The sequence below is a fragment of the Arthrobacter cryoconiti genome (assembly GCF_020905375.1).
GTDB lineage: Bacteria > Actinomycetota > Actinomycetes > Actinomycetales > Micrococcaceae > Specibacter > Specibacter cryoconiti.
This window is the reverse complement of the sequence record NZ_JAJJBU010000013.1, coordinates 25,293-45,212: the sequence shown is the minus strand read 5'-3', so window position 1 is coordinate 45,212 and position 19,920 is coordinate 25,293. Positions and strand designations below refer to the sequence as shown.

General features: G+C 59.4%; 16 protein-coding genes. 9 read left to right on the top strand and 7 right to left on the bottom strand.

Translation table 11 applies throughout. The annotated features are described in order from the left end of the window. Position 1: 1 nt before the first annotated feature. The 3 genes from LOH53_RS06780 to ssd are packed head-to-tail and all read right to left on the bottom strand — an operon-like array spanning position 2 to position 3,311. A complete protein-coding gene (locus LOH53_RS06780) occupies positions 2 to 895 on the bottom strand; it encodes a type II secretion system F family protein (RefSeq protein ID WP_230066975.1) in 894 nt (297 codons plus the stop codon). Beyond that, entirely contained in the window at positions 892 to 2,148 is a 1,257-nt protein-coding gene (locus tag LOH53_RS06775; protein WP_230066974.1) for a TadA family conjugal transfer-associated ATPase, read from the bottom strand. The genes LOH53_RS06780 and LOH53_RS06775 overlap by 4 nt, the downstream gene beginning before the upstream one ends. Then, the gene (gene ssd / locus LOH53_RS06770) at positions 2,148 to 3,311 is read right to left on the bottom strand and encodes a septum site-determining protein Ssd (protein ID WP_230066973.1); all 1,164 of its coding nucleotides are present in this window, start codon (positions 3,309 to 3,311) and stop codon (positions 2,148 to 2,150) included. Before ssd ends, LOH53_RS06775 begins: the two co-directional genes overlap by 1 nt. Before the next feature lie 122 nt (positions 3,312 to 3,433). Here ssd and LOH53_RS06765 point away from each other — a divergent pair, with 122 nt between their 5' ends. Then, entirely contained in the window at positions 3,434 to 5,158 is a 1,725-nt protein-coding gene (locus tag LOH53_RS06765) for a bifunctional 3'-5' exonuclease/DNA polymerase (RefSeq protein ID WP_230066972.1), read from the top strand. A 64-nt stretch (positions 5,159 to 5,222) separates the two neighbouring features. On the opposite strand, the gene LOH53_RS06760 is transcribed toward LOH53_RS06765, so the two are convergent. From LOH53_RS06760 to LOH53_RS06750, 3 genes are read right to left on the bottom strand one after another with little or no spacing between them, the layout of a single operon-like run. Then, entirely contained in the window at positions 5,223 to 5,903 is a 681-nt protein-coding gene (locus LOH53_RS06760) for an NUDIX hydrolase (protein WP_230066971.1), read from the bottom strand. Beyond that, a complete protein-coding gene (gene nth / locus LOH53_RS06755; protein WP_230066970.1) occupies positions 5,900 to 6,769 on the bottom strand; it encodes an endonuclease III in 870 nt (289 codons plus the stop codon). Before nth ends, LOH53_RS06760 begins: the two co-directional genes overlap by 4 nt. A 3-nt stretch (positions 6,770 to 6,772) precedes the next feature. Next, positions 6,773 to 8,137, bottom strand: coding sequence for a hypothetical protein (locus tag LOH53_RS06750; RefSeq protein WP_230066969.1), 1,365 nt, complete (start codon positions 8,135 to 8,137; stop codon positions 6,773 to 6,775). A gap of 354 nt (positions 8,138 to 8,491) precedes the next feature. Here LOH53_RS06750 and acs point away from each other — a divergent pair, with 354 nt between their 5' ends. From acs to aroQ, 7 genes are all read left to right on the top strand, one after another. Further along, positions 8,492 to 10,468 (top strand): acetate--CoA ligase, encoded by a 1,977-nt coding sequence (gene acs, locus LOH53_RS06745; protein WP_230066968.1) that lies wholly within the window; start codon positions 8,492 to 8,494, stop codon positions 10,466 to 10,468. Positions 10,469 to 10,922: 454 nt separating this feature from the next. After that, positions 10,923 to 12,245 carry an ABC transporter substrate-binding protein gene (locus tag LOH53_RS06740; protein WP_230066967.1) on the top strand — a complete coding sequence of 441 codons (1,323 nt, stop codon included), beginning with the start codon at positions 10,923 to 10,925 and terminating at the stop codon, positions 12,243 to 12,245. A 90-nt stretch (positions 12,246 to 12,335) separates the two neighbouring features. Further along, on the top strand, positions 12,336 to 13,313 hold the full coding sequence (locus LOH53_RS06735; RefSeq protein WP_230066966.1) for a carbohydrate ABC transporter permease: 978 nt from the start codon (positions 12,336 to 12,338) through the stop codon (positions 13,311 to 13,313). Then, positions 13,313 to 14,221, top strand: a complete 909-nt coding sequence (locus tag LOH53_RS06730; RefSeq protein WP_230066965.1) for a carbohydrate ABC transporter permease — start codon at positions 13,313 to 13,315, stop codon at positions 14,219 to 14,221. Before LOH53_RS06735 ends, LOH53_RS06730 begins: the two co-directional genes overlap by 1 nt. A gap of 60 nt (positions 14,222 to 14,281) precedes the next feature. Further along, the gene (locus LOH53_RS06725) at positions 14,282 to 15,076 is read left to right on the top strand and encodes a DeoR/GlpR family DNA-binding transcription regulator (protein ID WP_230066964.1); all 795 of its coding nucleotides are present in this window, start codon (positions 14,282 to 14,284) and stop codon (positions 15,074 to 15,076) included. Between the two features lie 26 nt (positions 15,077 to 15,102). Beyond that, complete coding sequence (locus LOH53_RS06720) at positions 15,103 to 17,301, top strand: alpha-galactosidase (RefSeq protein WP_376991774.1); 2,199 nt, start codon at positions 15,103 to 15,105, stop codon at positions 17,299 to 17,301. A 14-nt stretch (positions 17,302 to 17,315) separates the two neighbouring features. Further along, the gene (gene aroQ, locus LOH53_RS06715; protein ID WP_230066962.1) at positions 17,316 to 17,816 is read left to right on the top strand and encodes a type II 3-dehydroquinate dehydratase; all 501 of its coding nucleotides are present in this window, start codon (positions 17,316 to 17,318) and stop codon (positions 17,814 to 17,816) included. A gap of 3 nt (positions 17,817 to 17,819) precedes the next feature. Here aroQ and LOH53_RS06710 read toward each other — a convergent pair whose 3' ends face one another. Next, entirely contained in the window at positions 17,820 to 19,004 is a 1,185-nt protein-coding gene (locus LOH53_RS06710; RefSeq protein WP_230066961.1) for a MarP family serine protease, read from the bottom strand. Between the two features lie 198 nt (positions 19,005 to 19,202). On the opposite strand from LOH53_RS06710, the gene LOH53_RS06705 reads away from it, so the two are divergent. Next, on the top strand, positions 19,203 to 19,880 hold the full coding sequence (locus tag LOH53_RS06705) for a Crp/Fnr family transcriptional regulator (protein ID WP_230066960.1): 678 nt from the start codon (positions 19,203 to 19,205) through the stop codon (positions 19,878 to 19,880). Positions 19,881 to 19,920 lie beyond the last annotated feature (40 nt).

Sequence of the window (19,920 nt, the reverse complement as noted above, 5' to 3'; positions counted from 1 at the left end):
CTCACAGACTCCTTTCATGTACCCGGGTACTTCTATGCTGCAATATGTGGCGAACGCTGGTCCTATCCGACTTTTCATCGTTTCTGCTGTCATGGCTTGCAGCTAAAATTAGGCGCCCTGACCACCATTTGCCAATCGCAACAAACCCCAATCCCACGAACAAGCACGCCCACCCCAACGGACTGCTCACCAAGATTCCCACCGGATCGACTCCCATTGCCATGCCCAACCCCACGCCGAGAAATGGTAGCCAGGTTAGTAGCCGAACGGTTGCTTGCGGACCCGCCAACGCAGTCTCCCGCATGGCCGCAGCATCCTCCTCTATTTCAAGTCGCGCGGCTAGCCTGGCAAGCACCGCTGCCACTGGCGCACCGCTGCGTTCACACACTTCAAAGCACGCCGCAAGCTCCAGCCACGTTCTCATGTTCGGTTCGCCGATGCGCGGTCCCTGAAGACTTGGTGGGCTTCCCGACCGGGGCCGTTCGCTGCGCTCCTTACATGCCAAGCGCAGAGCAGCCGACGGAGCTAACCCCAAGGAGGCAGCCCGCTGCGTCGCCGAGACCACCTGGAGTGCGGCTCCGTTTCCTAGTGGTTTCCTACGCGTTGTCTGCGCCGGCTTCTCCGAGGCCAAGACTTCCGCGAGGGACCCCCACAAGGAAGGCCCACTGCGCCCCGCAGCCAGCAAGGCTGACAACTGGCGAACTAAACGCGGCATGGACGTCCCCACTGCGTCTCCGGAGGCAGAAAATACTTCAGTAAACCATCCGGCGCCCAAGAACCACTGACTCGTGCGAGAGCGCACCTTGACGCAGCCTTCGCCAGACCAAGGACGCCTGCGGACAAAGTAGAGCAGGCATGCAGCGGCGGAGAGTAAAAAGACAGAGACAGCACTCATAATTGGCCCTCCTCTGACGCCAAAGAGCAGGACCGCTCAAGGACCGTACCTTCTGGGTCGAGCCCCAAACGCACGGCAAGTGCCGCCCACCCTGGTCCGGCGACGATGCCCGTATTTTCCGGTTCCGTCTTGATCGCCGATTCAACGACTAGGCTGCCAGCCAGTAAAGAAAATACTCCAATTTCAGACACTGTCCGCAGTCCGTTTATCCGCTCCAGATGAACCACCACATCAAGCGCACTGGCCGTCTGCAATGCCACAGCCTCCGTGGACATATCAGCCAGTACACCCAACGCTACGAGTCGTGCCGGAACGTCCATGGCACTGTTGGCATGGATGGTGCCGCCCCCACCGCTGTGGCCCGTGTTCAGCGCCATCAACAGTTCCCGTACTTCCCGGCCACGGCACTCACCCACAATTAATCGACCCGGGGTCATCCGTAAGGCTTGGCGAATCAGCTCATCCAAGTCGATGGTGCCGGCACCCTCGGTATTGGAATGGCGGGCCTCCAACGTCAGAACATGAGGGTGGTCCGGGTTCAGCTCAGCCGCATCCTCGATCAGCACCAGCCGTTCCTTGGGATTGCACAGCCCCAACAGCGTTGAGAGGAGAGTCGTTTTTCCCGTGCCCGTGGACCCGCTGATCAAAAAATTGAGTCTTGCCGCTACCATTCCTCGGAGCACCGAACCCATCACCGGATGAATACAGCCGCTTGTCTGTAGTTCTTTCAAAGTGAAGACTCGTGGACGCCTGATACGAATAGACAGCAAGGTTCCTGCGGAAGAAATCGGGGTAAGTACAGCGTGGACACGGTAGCCAGGATCGATCTTCACATCCACGCACGGCGAACTGTCATCAAGCCTTCTCCCTCCAACAGCGATGAGCCGAACGGCCAGTGCCCGCAAGGTTGCCTCGCTGTCAAAGGCAACATCAACGCGTTCCGGACCCATTCCTCGATCCAGCCAGACTGAATTGGGGGAATTGACGAATATATCCGTCACGCGGGGATCGCTAACGAGCTCCTGCAACGGCCCCAGCCCACTTAGTTCAGCGGTAATTCTGTCCATTGCTGCCAGCGACCCGGTGGCACCCAGCAGTCGGCCGCTGTCCCGGAGCGCAGCTGCCACACGCAACCCGGTGACAGGCCCAGACTCCGAGAGAACACTGCGGCGCACCGACTCTAGAAGTCCTAAATCAATCGCGGGACTTGGCCGCAGACCCGCACCGCGCCGCTCGGCTCTGTGTCGGGTCATTATGGAACTCCTGCCTGCCCATACGCGTAAATATTCTCGGCACCGCCAGACATCCAGGCCAAGACGCTGTCGATCATCCGGCGCATCTTCCTGCCCACCGCCACCTCGTATAGCTGGCCTTCTTCAAGCATGTCTCCCACCTTGCGTAGCTGGGGAAACACACCCACACACGCCACCCCCACGGCGGCAGCCACCAGCTCCGCGTCCACACCTTCGACCAGCGGACCCCGGACTACGAGCCCCACAGGTGCCAGAGGCAATGCTGAGCGCACGTTGGCTGCAGCGACTGCCGCTGGTAACCGTCCCGGAACTACCAGCAGGAATCCGTCACAGTGGACCCCTAAATTCGCCACCGAGTCCGAGGACCGGCCTAGATCGACCACCACTAGTCCAAAAGCATCCCGGGCCGCGCGTATTACCTCTCTTGTTGCCGCCGCAGCATCCCGACGGCTGGCGGATGCTTCAACATTCGTCGGCGCCCACGAGAGCAGCGACATTTCACCCATCTTCGGCAGGGCAGCAGCGAGCTGTTCAGGGTTAATCGCACCGGAGGCATTAAACAAGTCTGGCCACCGAAGACCCGGCGCGTCCCCTCCGGCAACGGCTGAATCGAGACCACCGCCCCAGGCGTCCCCGTCCACCAAGAGCGATCGCGTGCCACGCGCTGCTGAAGCTGCGGCCAGCAGTGCAGCCAGCGTTGTGGCACCCGCTCCCCCACATCCGCCAATGACACCCACGACTCTGCCTCCAACATCGGGCTCACGCAGCCGGGTCAGATAGTTAGCCAGCCATTGAGCTGAATCCGGAAGAACAGCGACCCGATCAGCCCCCAATCTGGTAGCTTGGCGCCACATCTGCGCAGTATCTTCCGGCGGCCCAACCACCACGGTTGGGCCCCGCCAACCAGGTAGCGTGCCGGACCGGTCGCTGCCGATAAGTATTGCTGCGATACCGTCCCACCGTCCACCGCTTTGCTCCACCGTTTCCGCAATGACCAACTCGACGGCGGCTGCGCCGGCCACCCGTCCCACCTCACTTTGCAGCGCAAGAGAGCCCGTGATCACCAGAACGGCTGTAGCGGAGGCGGGCAACCACGGCCCGTCCGTCCCCAGATTTCCGATCTGAGCGCTCGCCGAGCGCCGTGAGTTGCTTCTGCTTGTCATGGCTCCACTTTTCACCCAAACAACAGCACTCTCCAGCCTCTTGAGACTATTTGTGGACAAGGCCGCCGCATGCGAAAGCTGTGGAGGGGCTTTGTGTCTGCCCGGCAGTGGAGAATGGAGGAATGTACGCACTTTTGTCCACATCATCGGGGAACATCGACGTGGCAGTCCAACTGCTGCGCGACGACGGACATTTGGCTGCACCCGAGGAAACGGTGGCACGAGCGGGCTTGGCAGAACTTGTCCGACGCATCGAGCAACAGCACGGTCCGAGGTGGGTGTGGGACCGCGCGCAACACTGGTATCCGGAGCTTCTAGCCGCAGGGGTACGCGTGGAACGCTGTCACGATCTCGCACTGTGTCAAAACATTCTCCTGTCCTCAAATTTTGCCGCTACCACGGGCTACCGCAGCACGGCACTCCCTCTAGCCCACGATGTTGGACCTGCCGTTGCGGTGCGCAACCAAGAGAGCCTCTTTGAAACCCCAAACGAGCGTCCCGGCTGGGACGGAGCACACGTTGCGGCAGAGTTGGCGGCTCAAAAGGCGGCCGTTTCCTCCTCCACACACCCCGCCAGGCTCACACTTCTCCTCAGTGCCGAATCTGCGTGCGCTCTTGTTGCCGCCGAGATGGAGTATGTAGGTATTCCTTTTCGCGAAGACCTACATAGGAGCTTGCTCAATGAAGCGCTCGGAACAGAACCACTCGAATACCACCGGCCCGAAAAGATGGATACGCTCGCCGCCCGACTCCGGACCCTCTTGGATGCGCCTGGATTGAACCCTGACTCCCCTCAGGAATTGATGAGGGCCCTGCATCGCGCCGGAATCGATGCCAAATCTACCCGGGCGTGGGAACTGCAAGAATTCAAGCACCCCGTGATCGAGCCCTTGTTGGCCTACCGGAAACTGAGCCGCCTCTTCACGACAAACGGCTGGGCATGGTTGGCGCAGTGGGTCCATGATGGCCGCTTCCACTCCGAATATATGGTTGGCGGGGTGGTTTCTGGCCGGTGGGCGTCACGCGGAGGTGGAGCCATGCAGATTCCGAAACAAATTAGGGGTGCTGCTCGCTCAGATCCCGGCCATAAATTGATTGTGGCCGATGCCGCACAGCTAGAGCCTCGAGTGCTGGCTGCTTTGGCCCAGGATTCTGCCATGGCCGCAGCTGGCCGTGACAAGGACCTCTATGCAGGAGTCGCGGCCCAAGGCTTTGGCGGCGAGAGGTCCATGGCCAAAGTGGCGATGTTGGGTGCCATCTACGGCGCCACCACCGGTGAGTCCGGACGATTGATGCCCCAACTTGCCCGCATGTATCCGCGCGCAGTTGGTTTTGTTGAGCAGGCCGCACGAGCCGGGGAACGGGGGGAACAAGTCTCCACACGTCTGGGCCGGAGCACACCTCCCGTCTCTGCCAAGTGGCTCGCTGATCAGCGCAGCAGCAGCGCCGAGGAACAACGCAGAGCCGAGTCCGCAGCCCGCAGCCGTGGTCGCTTCACCCGTAACTTTGTGGTCCAAGGAACCGCCGCTGAATGGGCATGCTGTTGGCTTGCTGAACTCCGACGTCGGTTACGCGCACTGGTTCTTGAAGAAAATGTGAGCGCGGAGGCAGCACTTGAGACGAGCACAGGCACACATCGTGGAACAACCAGAGAAATGGACCGTCCAGAGCTTGTGTTCTTCCTTCACGACGAAGTGATGGTTCACTGTCCAGATGCTCTGGTAGACACGGTGACGGCGATCGTTCATGAATCATCCCGGGCGGCTACAAGGTTGCTGTTCGGCGAGATTCCGTTGGAGTTTCCCGTCAACGTCATGGTTGTGGAGTCCTACGCGGACGCTAAGTAAACCCCACTCGCAGCTTTCTCATGCCCGGTATTTAAACATGCCCGGTATTTAAACAGGTGCAGATCTAAACAGGTGCAGGGATTTGACGGGATGCATCCCAGGGCACTGACCAGCCCAGCTCGTCCAGTACGTGTGAAAGGATTCCGGCCGTAAAACCCCACACCACCATGCCGTTGATAGTGAAAGCGGGTCCGTGGTAATTGTGGCCATCTCGCTTAATCGTGGCCGTAAGACGATTATCCGGGTCGAGGAGGTCACGCACTGGTACGCGGAAAACCTGAGCGGATTCACCATAGTCCACCACGTCCACCGGCGATTGGCGAGCCCACCATCCCAAGACGGGAGTGACCATAAAATTGCTCACGGACACGGGTACGGGCGCAAGCGTGCCCAGAATCTCCACTCCGGATGGATCAAGCCCAGTTTCTTCTCGGGCTTCGCGAAGCGCAGCCGCAATGAACGAAGCGTCACGTGGCTCTACACCGCCGCCTGGGAAGGCAACCTGGCCTGGATGATTACTCAGGGTCGCCGCACGTTGCACCAACAAGATGTCCAGGTCCGCTGATACTAGCGGTTTGCTCGATGTTGCAGGTATCGAATCCAAAACACCAAAAAGGAGCAGCACGGCAGCCGGCCGCTCTGCTCGAGCCCCCCGCGAGTCCATCGCGCGCAGGGGGGCCGGCACGGTCAAAGACCCCATACGGGCCCGTTCCCCCAATGCCGCCAACTGCGAGTAGGCGCTCATAAGTCTTCCTGATTAGCCGCAGGAACGATTGTCGTTTCATCGCTCGCCAAGAGCTCATCCAGGTCCACCCCGAGCCGGGCCGCACGTTGGGACTGTTGGCGGAACAGAGCGGCCTGGCCGACGTCGGCCAGCATGCGAGCATGCAAAGCCTCTTGTCCTGGCGCCATCTCGTATTTCAACAGTTTCGCGGCCTTGATGGGGTCTACTTCCCCGTCACCGTAGGAGGGGCACAAGTGTGCAATGGGGCAGACCCCGCAGGCAGGTTTGCGCGCATGGCAAATACGCCGCCCATGAAAGACCACACGGTGCGAAAGCATGGTCCAATCCTTGCGCTCAAAGAGGGCAGCCACATCCGTCTCAATCCGGACGGGATCCTCTGAAGCAGTCCAATGAAAACGGCGGGCTAACCGGATAAAGTGCGTATCTATGGTGATCCCGGGAATCCCAAAGGCATTGCCCAGCACCACGTTTGCTGTTTTGCGCCCGACTCCCGGAAGCGTAATCAGCGCCTCCAGCGTTCCCGGTACAACGCCGTCGTACTCGTCGGCAATGCGGGTTGCCAGGGCCAGCAAATTGCCCGCTTTCGCTCGGAAAAAGCCCGTCGAGCGGATCATCTCTTCGAGTTCCACCCGAGGAGCCTCGGACAACGCCCGCGCCGTGGGATAGCGAGCAAAAAGCGCCGGCGTGGTGGCATTGACTCGCACATCAGTGGTCTGCGCGGAAAGAACTGTCGCCACCAGCAACTCAAACGGGTTCCGGAAGTCCAGCTCCGCGTGCGCGTATGGGTACAGCTGCGCCAACTCGCGGTTTATTTTCCGGGCCCGACGCTTAAGCGCCAGCGGCGAATCGTCCTCCACAACTATCACTGATTAGCTACCCGAGGGTGCCCGCTCAATCCCTATGAGATCGAGCAAAACACCCGTCTTTCCGTGGCTGTCCTGGACCAGAAAGCTGCTCCCGCGATCTTCCAACGCAAGGATCCAAGAACCCGGTGCCAGCTTGAAAGCGAATTGGCGGGATCGCTCATCCACCACGTTTTGCGCGCGGTCCACGGCAAACCAGAACGGCTGCGTCGCCGCGCTTGAGGCATGCGGATCCACTGTGGCACCAATAGTCTCTGCTGCCGGAGCCGCAACTTCGGGGTCGACCACCTTTGGATTCATCACGGTGGCGGGCGCCGCCGCCGCCATTGCCGAGGTTTGCGCTGACGGCACGACGCCGGTCGCAGGCTCCGGGGTAGCTGGAGCCTTAGCGCTGGCTCGTGAATTGGCTTCGGAGTGCGCACCGGATCCGGTAGCGACGATGGGCGCTGCGGCAGTCTCCGTTGACGATTGCGGCGCTGACGCGCCGGCTGCCGAGGTTACCCCCGCAGCCGCCTCTGAAGGTGCGGCTAAGTCTGATGCGTGGCTGCCCGTCGAAGATGCAGAGCTTGACTGTGTACCGGTGGGACCACCTGTGGCGGGTGTGAATATTTGCCCTGCAGGTGTGTGTCCAAGCGGCTGATCCGGGGCATGCCAGCCCCCAGTTTGTCCCGTTGGCACGGGCTGTCCGGGCTGGCTTACCTGGCCCGACTGCCCGGCTACGAAGCCTTGACCAGGCGCATAACCCTGCCCCGTCGCAGCCGAGCCCGCAGCACCAAATCCCGCAGCACCAGGCTTCCCGGCCTCGCGTCCTGCAGGCAAAGCAAGCTGAGGTTTAGGTGACGCTGGCCGGCGTCGCGCGGGAACGGCGTCGCGCGCTGCAAGATGGGCGGGAATCTCTGTACGGTTCGAAAAGTCCACAGCAAATACCGGAATCCAGCGCGCCAGAACCGTGGCGGCTAGGAGCACCAGAGCACCAATCAAACCCACCACATAAGGGATGGCGAAGGCCGTGACGGTGGTGAGGAAGAAGAAGGCTGCGGAGAAAGAGGCTACGACGGACGCGTACTGGTCAGCCGAGAGCGATCCGATGCGTGGCTTCATTTCCGGGCTCAGGCGTCGAACCGTAAATAGTACCCCTACCGACAACGGCAAGACGACGCCAATCCCGAGGAAGTACAGCCCAGCCAGGCTCCACAGATTTCCAGCGAAACTGTAGGAGAGCACCGGAAGCAAAGATGCCACGAAAATGACGAGGACCGCTCCGAGGACCACCACGTCCCGAAGAGTTAAGCGCCCAAGAATGGCTGTGCTGCCCTGTGTGCTTCTGCGTTCTGACGCCACCGGGGTGGTTGACGCATTGTGCTCTGTCATTGGATAACTCCTTGAAAGTCATGAATCTTCCTCCAGCCTAATGACCGCTGGATGCCAAGACTAGCCAGCAACAAGCAAATCAAGGCATATTCGCCCCTGATGGATACAACTCCCCATACGGTTTTCTCTAAGGATCCCTATATAACTACAACATCTTCACAAGGTGCGTGCATTTGAGCGCAGATATGACCCCATTGAGCCCAATTCGCTGTGATCATCACCACGTTCTGGCGTTGAAAGCGATACAGTGAAAGTCAGAACACAACGTTGTGCCGTCACCTACTCTTCGCCTCGCCTTCCGGGGCGCCGATTACGGTGCCCGGCACCCGTATCGAAGGATTAAGGGGTTAGAAGATGTCTGAGGACACCACCAGCGCGGCAAAATCCACGGGCGATGCACTGGAAAATCTCCTGACGGAGAACCGTCAGTTCCCGCCGAGCGCCGAATTTGCCGCAAATGCAATCGTCAAGGCGGACGAGTATGAAAAAGCGGACGCGGACCGTCCCGCTTTCTGGGGCAAACAGGCCCGGGAACTGCTGACCTGGAGCAAGCCATTTACGAAGACCCTTGACTGGACCAACCCACCGTTTGCCACGTGGTTTGAAGATGGCGAAGTCAACGCCGCCTACAACGCCTTGGATCGCCATGTGGAGGCCGGAAATGGGGACCGGATCGCCATTTACTTCGAAGGTGAGCCCGGGGACACCCGCACTTATACTTACTCGCAGCTCACCGACGAGGTCAAAAAAGCCGCGAACGCTTTCGAAGCACTCGGACTAGCGAAGGGCGACCGCGTCGCCGTCTACTTACCCATGATTCCCGAAGCCGTCATTACGCTGCTGGCCTGCGCCCGGATTGGCGCCGTCCACTCAGTCGTCTTCGGTGGATTCTCAGCGGACGCCCTGCGCAGCCGCATTGATGATGCACAGGCTAAGTTAGTGGTCACCGCCGACGGTACATTCCGCCGCGGCAAGCCGAGCGCCCTCAAGCCCGCCGTGGATGAGGCACTGAGTAAGCCGGGCCACTCGGTGGAGAACGTCGTGGTGGTCAAACGCAATGGCCAGGACGTCAATTGGGTGGAAGGCCGCGATACGTGGTGGGATGACACCGTCGGGGCCGCCTCCACCTTGCACACCGCCGTCGGACACGCCTCCGAGCACCCGCTGTTCATTCTCTACACGTCCGGAACCACTGGCAAGCCCAAGGGCATCCTGCACACCACCGGCGGCTACCTCACCCAGACCGCCTACACGCACAAGGCAGTTTTTGATCTACACCCCGAGACTGACGTCTTTTGGTGCACGGCCGACGTCGGATGGGTCACCGGCCACTCTTACGTCACCTACGCCCCTCTCATCAATGGCTCCACGCAGGTCATGTACGAAGGCACCCCGGATTCTCCTCACCAGGGCCGTTTCTGGGAGATTGTGCAAAAGTACAAGGTTTCGATCCTCTACACGGCTCCCACGGCCATCCGAACGTTCATGAAGTGGGGCGAGGACATCCCCGCCAAGTACGATCTCTCCTCGATCCGCGTGCTGGGATCCGTAGGCGAACCCATCAACCCAGAAGCGTGGATGTGGTACCGCCGCGTCATAGGTGCCGACAAGGCTCCGATCGTAGACACCTGGTGGCAGACCGAGACCGGTGCCATCATGATCGCCCCACTGCCTGGCGTGACCTCCGCCAAACCCGGTTCCGCACAAACACCCATGCCGGGGATCGCGGTAGACGTGGTGGATGAGCTAGGCGTCTCCGTTCCGGATGGCCATGGCGGCTACCTGGTGATACGCGAACCGTGGCCCTCAATGTTGCGTGGCATCTGGGGCGATAACGATCGCTACCAGGAGACCTACTGGTCCCGCTTTGACGGCATGTACTTCGCGGGTGATGGCGCCAAGAAAGACAAAGACGGCGACGTCTGGCTGTTGGGACGCGTGGATGACGTCATGAATATCTCCGGCCACCGACTCTCCACCACGGAGATCGAATCAGCGCTCGTTAGCCATCCTTCGGTGGCTGAGGCCGCCGTCGTAGGTGCCGCGGACGAGACCACGGGGCAGGCAGTTGTGGCATTCGTCATCCTGCGCGGCTCCGCCGTGGACGATGAGGACATCGTGACGACCTTACGCAACCATGTTGGCAAGGAGATCGGCCCGATCGCCAAACCTAAAACCATTCTGGTGGTCCCAGAGCTTCCCAAGACCCGTTCGGGGAAGATCATGCGCCGCCTCCTCAAGGACATCGCCGAAGGTCGCGAGGCTGGCGATTCTTCGACGCTGGCGGACAACACCGTGATGAACCAGATCTCGGAGTCACTCAACAAGTAGCTCCTGCCGCTAAGGCGCACTAGTTGTACAAAATCGCAAGATTACGTACAACTAGTGCGCCTTAACTGTTTTAAGAACACCTGCCCTTAAGAACAACTTCGAAATGCCCCTACGTTTCCTCATCGCTTGGTGTCGTGCAGTTCGATCCCCGCTTCACAGTTCGATCCCCGCTGCGCGGTACATCCCATTTCGTCATATTTCCACGTGCTGCGCTCACGCTTCACAAACTTCCGCGAGGGTTCATCTTCGCTCACCAAGGTCTCGATAGCGACGGATAACCGCGCCAACGCTCAGGGAAAGCGCATACCGGGCACAAAAGTTGCCGAAAAAGAACAAGAGATAACAAAATCGTGATCATAAATTTACGCTTTTGTATCTTGACGTTCTTTTTTGGCTGTTTCATACTTGTTTTATGTGAGCCACTTCACAAGGTTTGTTTTTCAAGGGAGAAATCATGTCACTGCACGAAGACCGGTCCCCCGGCGGAATCATCCGTCCTGGCTTTGACCGACGCACGCTATTGAAGACACTTGGCATTGGTGCAGTTGGAGCAGCCGGAATTCCGCTCCTCGCCGCCTGCACAGGAGGCTCTGGCCCCGGAGGTGGCGCATCAGCGTCCTCGTCGCTGACGTTTGGATCCGGCTCTTCTGATGACGTGCCCAAGGCCGCCTACAAGGCCGTCACTGATGCCTTCACCGCTAAGAATGGCGCCAAGGTCACTAGCAACGTTGTCCCCCACAACGATTTCCAGAACAAAATTGCCACCTATCTCCAAGGTAGCCCCGACGATTCCTTCACCTGGTTTGCCGGCTACCGGATGCAGTATTACGCAAAGCAAGGCCTGCTTTCTCCCATTGACGACGTCTGGGAAAAGATTGGCGGCAACTTCTCCGACGGCATGAAGAAGGCTGCAACAGGTCCTGACGGCAAGATGTATTTTGTGCCGAACTACAACTACCCATGGGGCTTCTTCTTCCGCAAGAGCGTCTGGGCGCAGAAAGGCTACGAAGTACCCACCACGTTCGACGCCCTCACGGCCCTTTGCGCCAAGATGCAGGCAGACGGCCTGATCCCGATCGAATTTGCCGACAAAGACGGTTGGCCGGCAATGGGCACCTTCGACTACATCAACATGCGCCTGAACGGCTACCAATTCCATATGGATCTGACGGCTCACAAGGAATCATGGGATCAGTCAAAGGTCAGCAACGTCTTTGACACTTGGAAGCAGCTCCTCCCCTACCAGAACCCGGGCGCTCTCGGTATGACCTGGCAGGACTCGGCCATCAATATGGGCAAAGGCAAATCAGGCATGTACCTGCTGGGATCATTCGTGACCCAGCAGTACACGGACCCGACGCTCCTAGCCGACATCGATTTCTTCCCCTTCCCGGAGATCGCCATGGAGGGCCAGGACGCCGTCGAAGCACCCATCGATGGTCTCCTACTGTCCAAGAAGGGCGGCAATAACCAGGCAGCCCGCGATTTCATGGCCTTCATCGGCAGTCCGGAAGGTCAAGATGCCTATGCCAAGGTTGACCCGTCGAACATCGCCACGGCTAAGGGTACCGATACCTCAGCATTCAGCCCGCTGACGAAGAAGTGTGCCGAGACCATTGCCAATGCGAAGAGCATTAGCCAGTTCTTTGATCGTGACGCACTGCCGGCTATGGCCACCAACGTGATGATCCCGGCTCTGCAGGGCTTCATCAAGGACGGCTCGATCGATGTGAAGAACCTCGAGGCGCAGGCCAAGGCCCTTTACGCAGCACAGTAGCTGATTCATTTTGAAACTGCGACGGCGGGCCTCTCCCGCCGTCGCAGCCCCCAAGTGCCCCATCCCCTGGAAGAAAACGAGTTTGTCGCCATGAGCACGCCAACCGAGCTTTCCGAAGCGTCCGCCCCCGGTGCTCGGACCGGACACCGAAAACAATCGTCGACTACCCCTAAGCCACGCAGAGTCAGGAGGCTCTCCCAGCGTGACAAAGTGGTTCTGGGCTTTATGGTTGGTATCCCCACTCTGGTGCAGTTGGCTTTTGTCTGGATCCCGACGCTGCTTTCAGTCTTTCTCTCCTTCACCCGTTGGAATGGACTAGCACTCTCCGACATCCGGATGGCAGGGCTCGCCAACTACAGCTACGTTGTCAATGACAGCCCGGCGTTCTGGCCAGCAGTTCAACACAACATCTTATGGTTGGTGTTCTTAGCCGTCATCGCGACCCCGCTTGGCCTATTGCTGGCCGTTCTCCTTGACCAGCAGATCCGTGGCAGCAAAATCTACCAAAGCATCTTCTTCGTCCCCGTCATGCTTTCACTGGCTTTGATTGGCATTATCTGGCAATTGTTTTACCAAAAAGACAACGGTCTGCTGAACTTCCTGCTGGGTACTGCAGGCACCCCGCAAGCGGTGGACTGGTTCGGGGACCCCCACATCAATATCTGGGCAGCACTTGTGGCAGCCACCTGGCGCCACGCCGGCTACGTCATGATCCTGTACTTAGCCGGATTGAAAGGCGTGGATGCCTCCTTAAAAGAGGCCGCTTCACTTGACGGTGCCAACGCCCGTCAGACCTTCTTCCGCATAGTCTTTCCCGCCATGGCCCCCATCAATATTGTCATCGTGGTCATCACCATCATCGAGTCACTGCGCGCCTTCGACGTGGTCTGGGTCATCAACAAGGGCACCAACGGCCTTGAACTGATCAGCGCACTCGTCATCACGTATCTCATTGGTGAGGGACAGTCGATCGGCATCGGATCCGCTTTCGCCGTGATCCTGCTCGTCATCTCGCTAGTGCCCATCACCATCTACCTGTCCCGGACGTTCCGGAAGGAGAAGTTCTAATGTCTACTTCCACGCAGACCGCACCCGCCAAGACATCCACCCGAGTGGGACACGGGCGTATCCGGCCGCACTATGGCACTCACATCTTCCTCATGGTCATGGCCGTCATGTGGATGGTGCCCCTGGGCTGGGCACTGTTCACGGCTCTTCGTCCCAAAGCCGACACCGACCGCTATGGTTACTTCAGTTTGGGCGGCGCCTTCAACTTCGATAACTTCATTCAGGCCTGGGAGCAGGGCGGCTTTCCGCGCTACTTCATGAATTCGCTGATCATCACCGTTCCCACCATCATCTTGGTACTCCTCTTCAGCTCAATGATGGCATTTGCTGTCAGCCGGGTCAGTTGGAAGTTCAACATCACATTGCTGATCATGTTCACGGCAGGCAATCTGCTTCCCCCGCAGGTACTGGCCACACCGCTGTTTGAAATGTTCAAGCTCATCCAGCTCCCGTATTGGTTCAGTGACTCCGGAAGCCTCCTGAACACATATATGTCCGTCATCATCGCCAACACTGCCTTCCAAGTTGGTTTCTGTACTTTTGTTCTCTCCAATTACATGAAGGCGCTCTCGCCGGACTTGACTGAAGCGGCCCTAGTAGACGGAGCGGGGTTGTGGCGCCAATACGTCTCCATCATCATGCCCCTGTGCAGACCAGCCATTGCCGCTTTGGCCACACTGGAGCTGATCTTTATTTACAACGATTACTTCTGGCCGTTGCTGTTCATCCAAAGTGGAGATCGGCTACCTGTCACAACCGCCATCAATAACCTGCAGGGCACATTCCTTTCCAATTACAACCTGCTAGCCGCCGGTGCTACGATCACCGTCATCCCGACCCTCATTATCTATTTGGCACTACAGAGGCATTTTGTTGCGGGCTTGACGCTCGGTTCCAGCAAGGGCTAACGAACAGTTCAGCTCCCTCCAATCAAGACTGGTCCCACCCCAAGAATCGAGGAATTTCACATGCTTGCCGACGCCAGGCGCACCGAAATAGTGGCCACGGTTTCCCGTGAGAGGGTGGTCCGGGTCTCAGACCTAGCGGAGCTCTTCGGGGTCTCTCTTGTTACTGTCCGGCGGGACATCGATGTTCTCGACGACGCCGGCCTGCTTCAGAAGATTCACGGCGGCGCCAAGTTGCCCGGTGGTGCTGGCACCCATGAACCCGGCTTTGAGCTTAAGTCCACCCAAGGCACCGCCGAAAAGCACGCTATCGCTCAAGAAGCCATGCTGCATGTCAGCGAAGGCATGGCGATCGGCCTCAGTGCCGGAACCACCACGTGGGCTCTAGCCAAGGAACTGAGCACCATGAAAAACCTCACCGTCGTGACCAATTCGGTGCGGATCGCGGATGTCTTTCAACAGTCCGGCTCACGGGTATCGGTGATTCTCACCGGTGGCGAGCGCACGCCGTCGGACGCCCTTGTGGGGCCAATCGCCACAGCTTCGGTGCGCTCTCTTCATCTGGATGTCCTTTTCTTAGGCGTGCACGGTGTTGATGCGGATGCTGGATTCACCACACCGAACGTGCTGGAGGCTGAGATGAACCGGGCGTTGCTTGACGCCGCCCGAACGGTAGTAGTGCTCGCTGATCACAGCAAATGGGGGACAGTGGGCATCAGTACCATCGCCGCCTTAGAAGATGTGGATGAAGTCATCAGCGATGAATTCTTGGGTCTGGAGGCACAGCGGACGTTGCGTGAACGCGTTGGAAAGCTGCGTCTGGTCGCTGTCCCCCACCATTCACCCGAGTATTCATAACCCGAATCGTCACAAAAGGAGACATCATCTCATCCATCCACCTGCGTCACGACGCAGTCTCCCTTTTCATTGAGGTGGGGCACCATAGCGTGCAGATCCTGCATTGGGGCGCTGATCTTGGCCCGCAGCTGCCGGACCCAGCTATCCTGATCGACGCAGTCCCGCACTCCGCCTTTGACTCGCCCGTTGCGTTAGGGCTAGTTCCCCAAGCCAGCGACGGATGGCGTGGACGCCCCGGGCTGCGTGGGCATCGCCTGGCAAACGCCAACTCCGGCGGCGAGAGCGCGCTAGGCTTTTCACCGCGTTTTCGCCCGCACACGTGGTCCGTGGAAGGAACCACTGCCCGGATCGAGCAAGTCGATGAGGACTTGGCCCTAACCGTGGTGAGTACCTTTGAGCTACATGCGGGCGGTCTGTTGGAAGTCCGTCACGAAGTCCATAACCGCGGCGGCACCACCTTTGCTCTCGACGAGTTGGCCACATCGCTCCCTGTCGGGCCAGCAGGGACACAAATCCTGGACCTTACGGGCCGGTGGTGCCGCGAACGCCACCCCCAACGCAGCCCTCTGCGCCAGGGCACGTGGGTACGCAGTGGCCGGCACGGCCGCACCGGGCATGATTCTTCGCTTCTGATGGCCGTTGGAACGCCTGGGTTTGGCAACCGAACCGGCTCGGTGTGGGCGGGGCACTTTGCGTGGAGCGGAGACCACGAGCAGTTTGTGGATCACAGCCCTGACGGGCGGACCATCATGGGAGCCTCTGAGCTATTGGGTTCTGGTGAGATACTACTTGCGCCGGGACGCTCCTACGCCACACCACCGTATTTTGCGGCCTATTCCAGCCAAGGTTTGGATGGAATCTCTGCGGCTTTTTACGCTTGGTTCCGTGCCCGCGCATCCCATCCGACCACGCCACGGCCCGTGGTGCTAAACGTGTGGGAGGCCGTCTATTTCAATCACGATTTGGGCGTACTTACCGAGCTGGCCGAGTCCGCCGCGGATCTGGGCGTTGAGCGTTTTGTGCTCGACGACGGTTGGTTTAGGCATCGCCGCAACGATCACGCCGGTCTGGGCGATTGGTATGTTGACGAAGGGCTGTGGCCGGACGGCCTGCACCCCCTGATAACTGCTGTCACGTCGCGAGGGATGCAGTTCGGGCTCTGGGTAGAACCGGAAATGGTGAACGTGGATTCCGACCTGGCCCGCGCCCACCCAGACTGGATTTGTGGGCCCATTTCCCGCGATAATACCGGATCAAGGCTCCCCCTTGACTGGCGACACCAGCAGGTTCTGGACCTCGTCAATCCTGACGCGTGGGATTATGTCTACGCCCGTCTTGATGCGCTGCTCCAGGAATACCCCATCTCCTATCTGAAGTGGGACCAGAATCGGGACCTGACTGAGATGGGCCACGACGGCGAACCCAGCGTCCACCGCCAAACGTTGGCCGCGTATCGGCTCTTGGACGCGTTGAAGGCTGCCCATCCGGGGTTGGAAATCGAGAGCTGCTCCTCCGGTGGGGCTCGTGTGGACCTCGGCATTCTGGAGCGCACAGCGCGGATCTGGGCTTCAGATTGTAACGACGCCTTGGAACGGCTCACCATCTCGCGCTGGACCGGCATCGTGGTGCCTCCAGAACTAGTTGGTTCACACATTGGGCCGGCAACCTCGCACACCACGGGGCGCACACATGACTTGTCCTTCCGCGCCGTCACCGCCTTGTTTGGACACTTTGGTTTGGAATGGGACATCCGGGAAGTCACTGGCGCAGATCGCACCGAACTGCGCGGCGCAATCTCACTCTATAAAAAGCATCGCCAACTCATCCATACTGGCCAGATGGTCCGGGCAGACGTTCCTGACGCCTCGCTAATGCTCCATGGTGTTCTTGCACGCAACGATCTGGCTGCAATGCGTTCTAAGAGCCCAGACGCCGCTGCAGCACTTTTCGTTCTGGCAGCACTCACAACGTCTCCGCGGGAACAACCAGGACGGGTCGCACTTCCGGGGCTGAACCCAGAGAGCATGTACCGGGTCACCTTGGCTTTCCCCGAATCAGACGCCGGCGGTGCCACATTCATCCAGGCCTGTCCACCGCCATGGTTGGAGGGCGGCGCGCTGGCCACGGGCAAGTTCTTAGCCGAAGTCGGTTTGCCCATGCCGGTGTTGAACCCGGAACACGCCATCGTTTTGGAGGTCTTTGCGCTCGAGGGGGTACGGGAATGAGGCATTATTAAGCCATGACTTCCTCCCCGGCCGCCCCCGCAGTACCTCCGTCACGCCCCACAGAATCCCGTACAGCAGACCGCGGCGAACTGCTCATCCTCAACGGCCCCAACCTAAACTTGTTGGGCACCCGTGAGCCAGATATTTATGGCAGCGCCACCCTTGACGACGTCGCCGCGCTCACCATTGCTGCCGCCAACGCTGCAGGCTTTAGCGCCGAATGCATCCAATCCAACCATGAGGGCGATCTCATCGATGCCCTCCACTCAGCCCGGGGTACGGCAGTAGGAATCATCATCAACGCCGGCGCCTATACGCACACCTCCGTGGCCATCCGCGACGCAATTGTCGCCGTCGAACTTCCCACCGTGGAAGTCCACATCTCCAACGTGCACCGGCGTGAGGACTTCCGCCACCACTCCTACTTGTCTCCTGTGTGCGACGCCGTAATCCTCGGAGCCGGGATTTATGGCTATGAACTGGCCGTGAACTACTTAGACAAGACGCTAGCGTAAGAGCTATTTAGTGGTGCAGCTACCCGAGTTCACGGAACTGCTGAGCTGAGAAGCTGCCGCCATCACAGGTGCCACCTCATCCATGGTGAACGCGAATCCCACTGGCTCGTTGGTCGTTGACTTAGCGAACACCACGCCCACCACATGACCGGCCGGGTCCAAAAGTGGTCCCCCTGAGTTACCTGACTGGACGTTTCCGGCGAGTTGATAGACATCTAAGATGGACTTTTGAGTGCCTGTGATGTCCGGAATCAGTAGCGGACCGGACGTGATGACGGTGGCCGCGCGCACCTGTAGCGGCCCTCCCAGCGGGTAACCGGCAAAGGCCGCGGAGGCGTTGGCCGGCAGCGTCGGTGCAGTGGTCAAAGGGGTAGCGTCCAGACCATCAACAGCCAAGATCGCCAGATCCTTTACCGGGTCAAAGAACACCACTCGAGCTTTCAATGCACCCTTAGTAGCGGTTTGCACCAGCGGCATTGTCACTCCCGCCACCACGTGCGCATTAGTCAGGACTCGTTCTGGAGCCACAACAAAACCGGTGCCGGTCTGATTCTGGCCACACTGGAACGCCGTACCGGATATTTTCAGGACCGATTTAGCTGCATTGTTCCATGCGGGTGTGTTGGTGTTGGCGTCAGGGACTGCTACCGCAACGTTCGGCCCGGAAGGGTTGAGAAGTTGGGGGATGCCTTCCTCGATGACAAGCGAGCGCAACTGTGCCACGGCACCCTTGACCGGGTCCGGGGTCCACGCATCGATCTTGGAGATCACCATGGAGTTACTGAGCTGATTTGAAACAGCGGGGATGCCGAGGTTACCCACACCCAGGGCTATCACTGACACGACGGCGGCCCCCACCACCACGTTCAACGCCCCACCCATAATGCGGTTGGCAGACCGCACCGGACCCGATTTCACCCGGCGACCAATCGCACTGCCAATCCGGATGCCCACAGCATGGCCTGCGCCAATCAAAATCACAGTTACACCAATGACAAACGCCGTGCGCCATGCAGGACCGGGCGCATATTGGTTAGCGAACGGGGCAGCAAAGAAAGCGCCTACGGCTCCCGCGATGAAGCCCAATAGCCCACCAATGCTCACTAACAGTCCAACATTGAGTCCGTAGATGAGTTGCCACAGCAGCCACACAATCAACAGCGCGTCGAGCCAAGAGAAACCAAACATGTGGATCTTTCCCTTTCAGCCCTACGCAGTTCCCGGTTGGTACCGCAGCCCACATATTACCGGGCGAACCCGTGTATTCCGTGCGTGTTGAACGGACAGGGAACACCGAGGATGCCAAATTGGTCACAAAACGGGTAAAGGTCTGGAAGAATCAGTAATAAGCCATTACTGATGAGTTAGACACTTCAAGGAGATTTCATGGACATCGAGGTACTGCGCCGGGCGCCACTCTTCACGACGCTTGACGACGAGGCATTCCGCTTGGTCACTGACGAACTGGCTGAGATAGACCTTTCCCGCGGCGCTTCCGTTTTCCGCGAGGGCGACCAGGGCGACCAGCTGTACTTCATCGTTTCCGGAAAAGTGAAGCTGGGCCGGACCTCCCCCGATGGCCGCGAATCGCTCGTGGCGATCCTGGGCCCGGGCGAGCTGTTCGGGGAAATGGCCCTTTTTGATCCCGCCCCCCGCAGCACCACCGCAACCGCGGTTTCTGAAACCCGGTTGGCAGGGCTGAAGAATGAATCCCTCAACGCGCTGCTGCGAAACCGGCCCGAGGTTTCCATGCAGTTGCTCCAGGCCTTGGCCCGGCGCCTTCGCCGCACCAACGACAACCTCTCCGATCTGGTGTTCTCTGACGTCCCCGGCCGCGTGGCCAAGGCCATCCTTGACCTCGCCGACCGTTTCGGTCGCCCGGCCACGGACGGTATCCTGGTGGCTCACGAGCTCACCCAGGAAGAGCTGGCGCAACTCGTCGGAGCTTCTCGCGAGACAGTCAACAAGGCTCTGGCCGAGTTTGTTCAGCGCGGCTGGCTGCGCCTAGAGGCACGTGCGGTCGTCATTTTGGACGTCAACCGCCTGCGCCAACGCTCGCGGTAGAAGCCCTGCGCCAACACTCCCTACAAGACGTAAAGAGCGC

Coding starts and splice junctions, on each gene's coding strand:
- acs (WP_230066968.1), top strand. CDS start 8,492: ATGTCTGAGGACACCACCAGCGCGGCAAAATCCACGGGCGATGCACTG.
- LOH53_RS06780 (WP_230066975.1), bottom strand. CDS start 895: ATGAGTGCTGTCTCTGTCTTTTTACTCTCCGCCGCTGCATGCCTGCTC.
- LOH53_RS06735 (WP_230066966.1), top strand. CDS start 12,336: ATGAGCACGCCAACCGAGCTTTCCGAAGCGTCCGCCCCCGGTGCTCGG.
- LOH53_RS06740 (WP_230066967.1), top strand. CDS start 10,923: ATGTCACTGCACGAAGACCGGTCCCCCGGCGGAATCATCCGTCCTGGC.
- LOH53_RS06725 (WP_230066964.1), top strand. CDS start 14,282: ATGCTTGCCGACGCCAGGCGCACCGAAATAGTGGCCACGGTTTCCCGT.
- LOH53_RS06765 (WP_230066972.1), top strand. CDS start 3,434: ATGTACGCACTTTTGTCCACATCATCGGGGAACATCGACGTGGCAGTC.
- aroQ (WP_230066962.1), top strand. CDS start 17,316: ATGACTTCCTCCCCGGCCGCCCCCGCAGTACCTCCGTCACGCCCCACA.
- LOH53_RS06760 (WP_230066971.1), bottom strand. CDS start 5,903: ATGAGCGCCTACTCGCAGTTGGCGGCATTGGGGGAACGGGCCCGTATG.
- LOH53_RS06775 (WP_230066974.1), bottom strand. CDS start 2,148: ATGACCCGACACAGAGCCGAGCGGCGCGGTGCGGGTCTGCGGCCAAGT.
- LOH53_RS06730 (WP_230066965.1), top strand. CDS start 13,313: ATGTCTACTTCCACGCAGACCGCACCCGCCAAGACATCCACCCGAGTG.
- ssd (WP_230066973.1), bottom strand. CDS start 3,311: ATGACAAGCAGAAGCAACTCACGGCGCTCGGCGAGCGCTCAGATCGGA.
- LOH53_RS06710 (WP_230066961.1), bottom strand. CDS start 19,004: ATGTTTGGTTTCTCTTGGCTCGACGCGCTGTTGATTGTGTGGCTGCTG.
- LOH53_RS06705 (WP_230066960.1), top strand. CDS start 19,203: ATGGACATCGAGGTACTGCGCCGGGCGCCACTCTTCACGACGCTTGAC.
- LOH53_RS06750 (WP_230066969.1), bottom strand. CDS start 8,137: ATGACAGAGCACAATGCGTCAACCACCCCGGTGGCGTCAGAACGCAGA.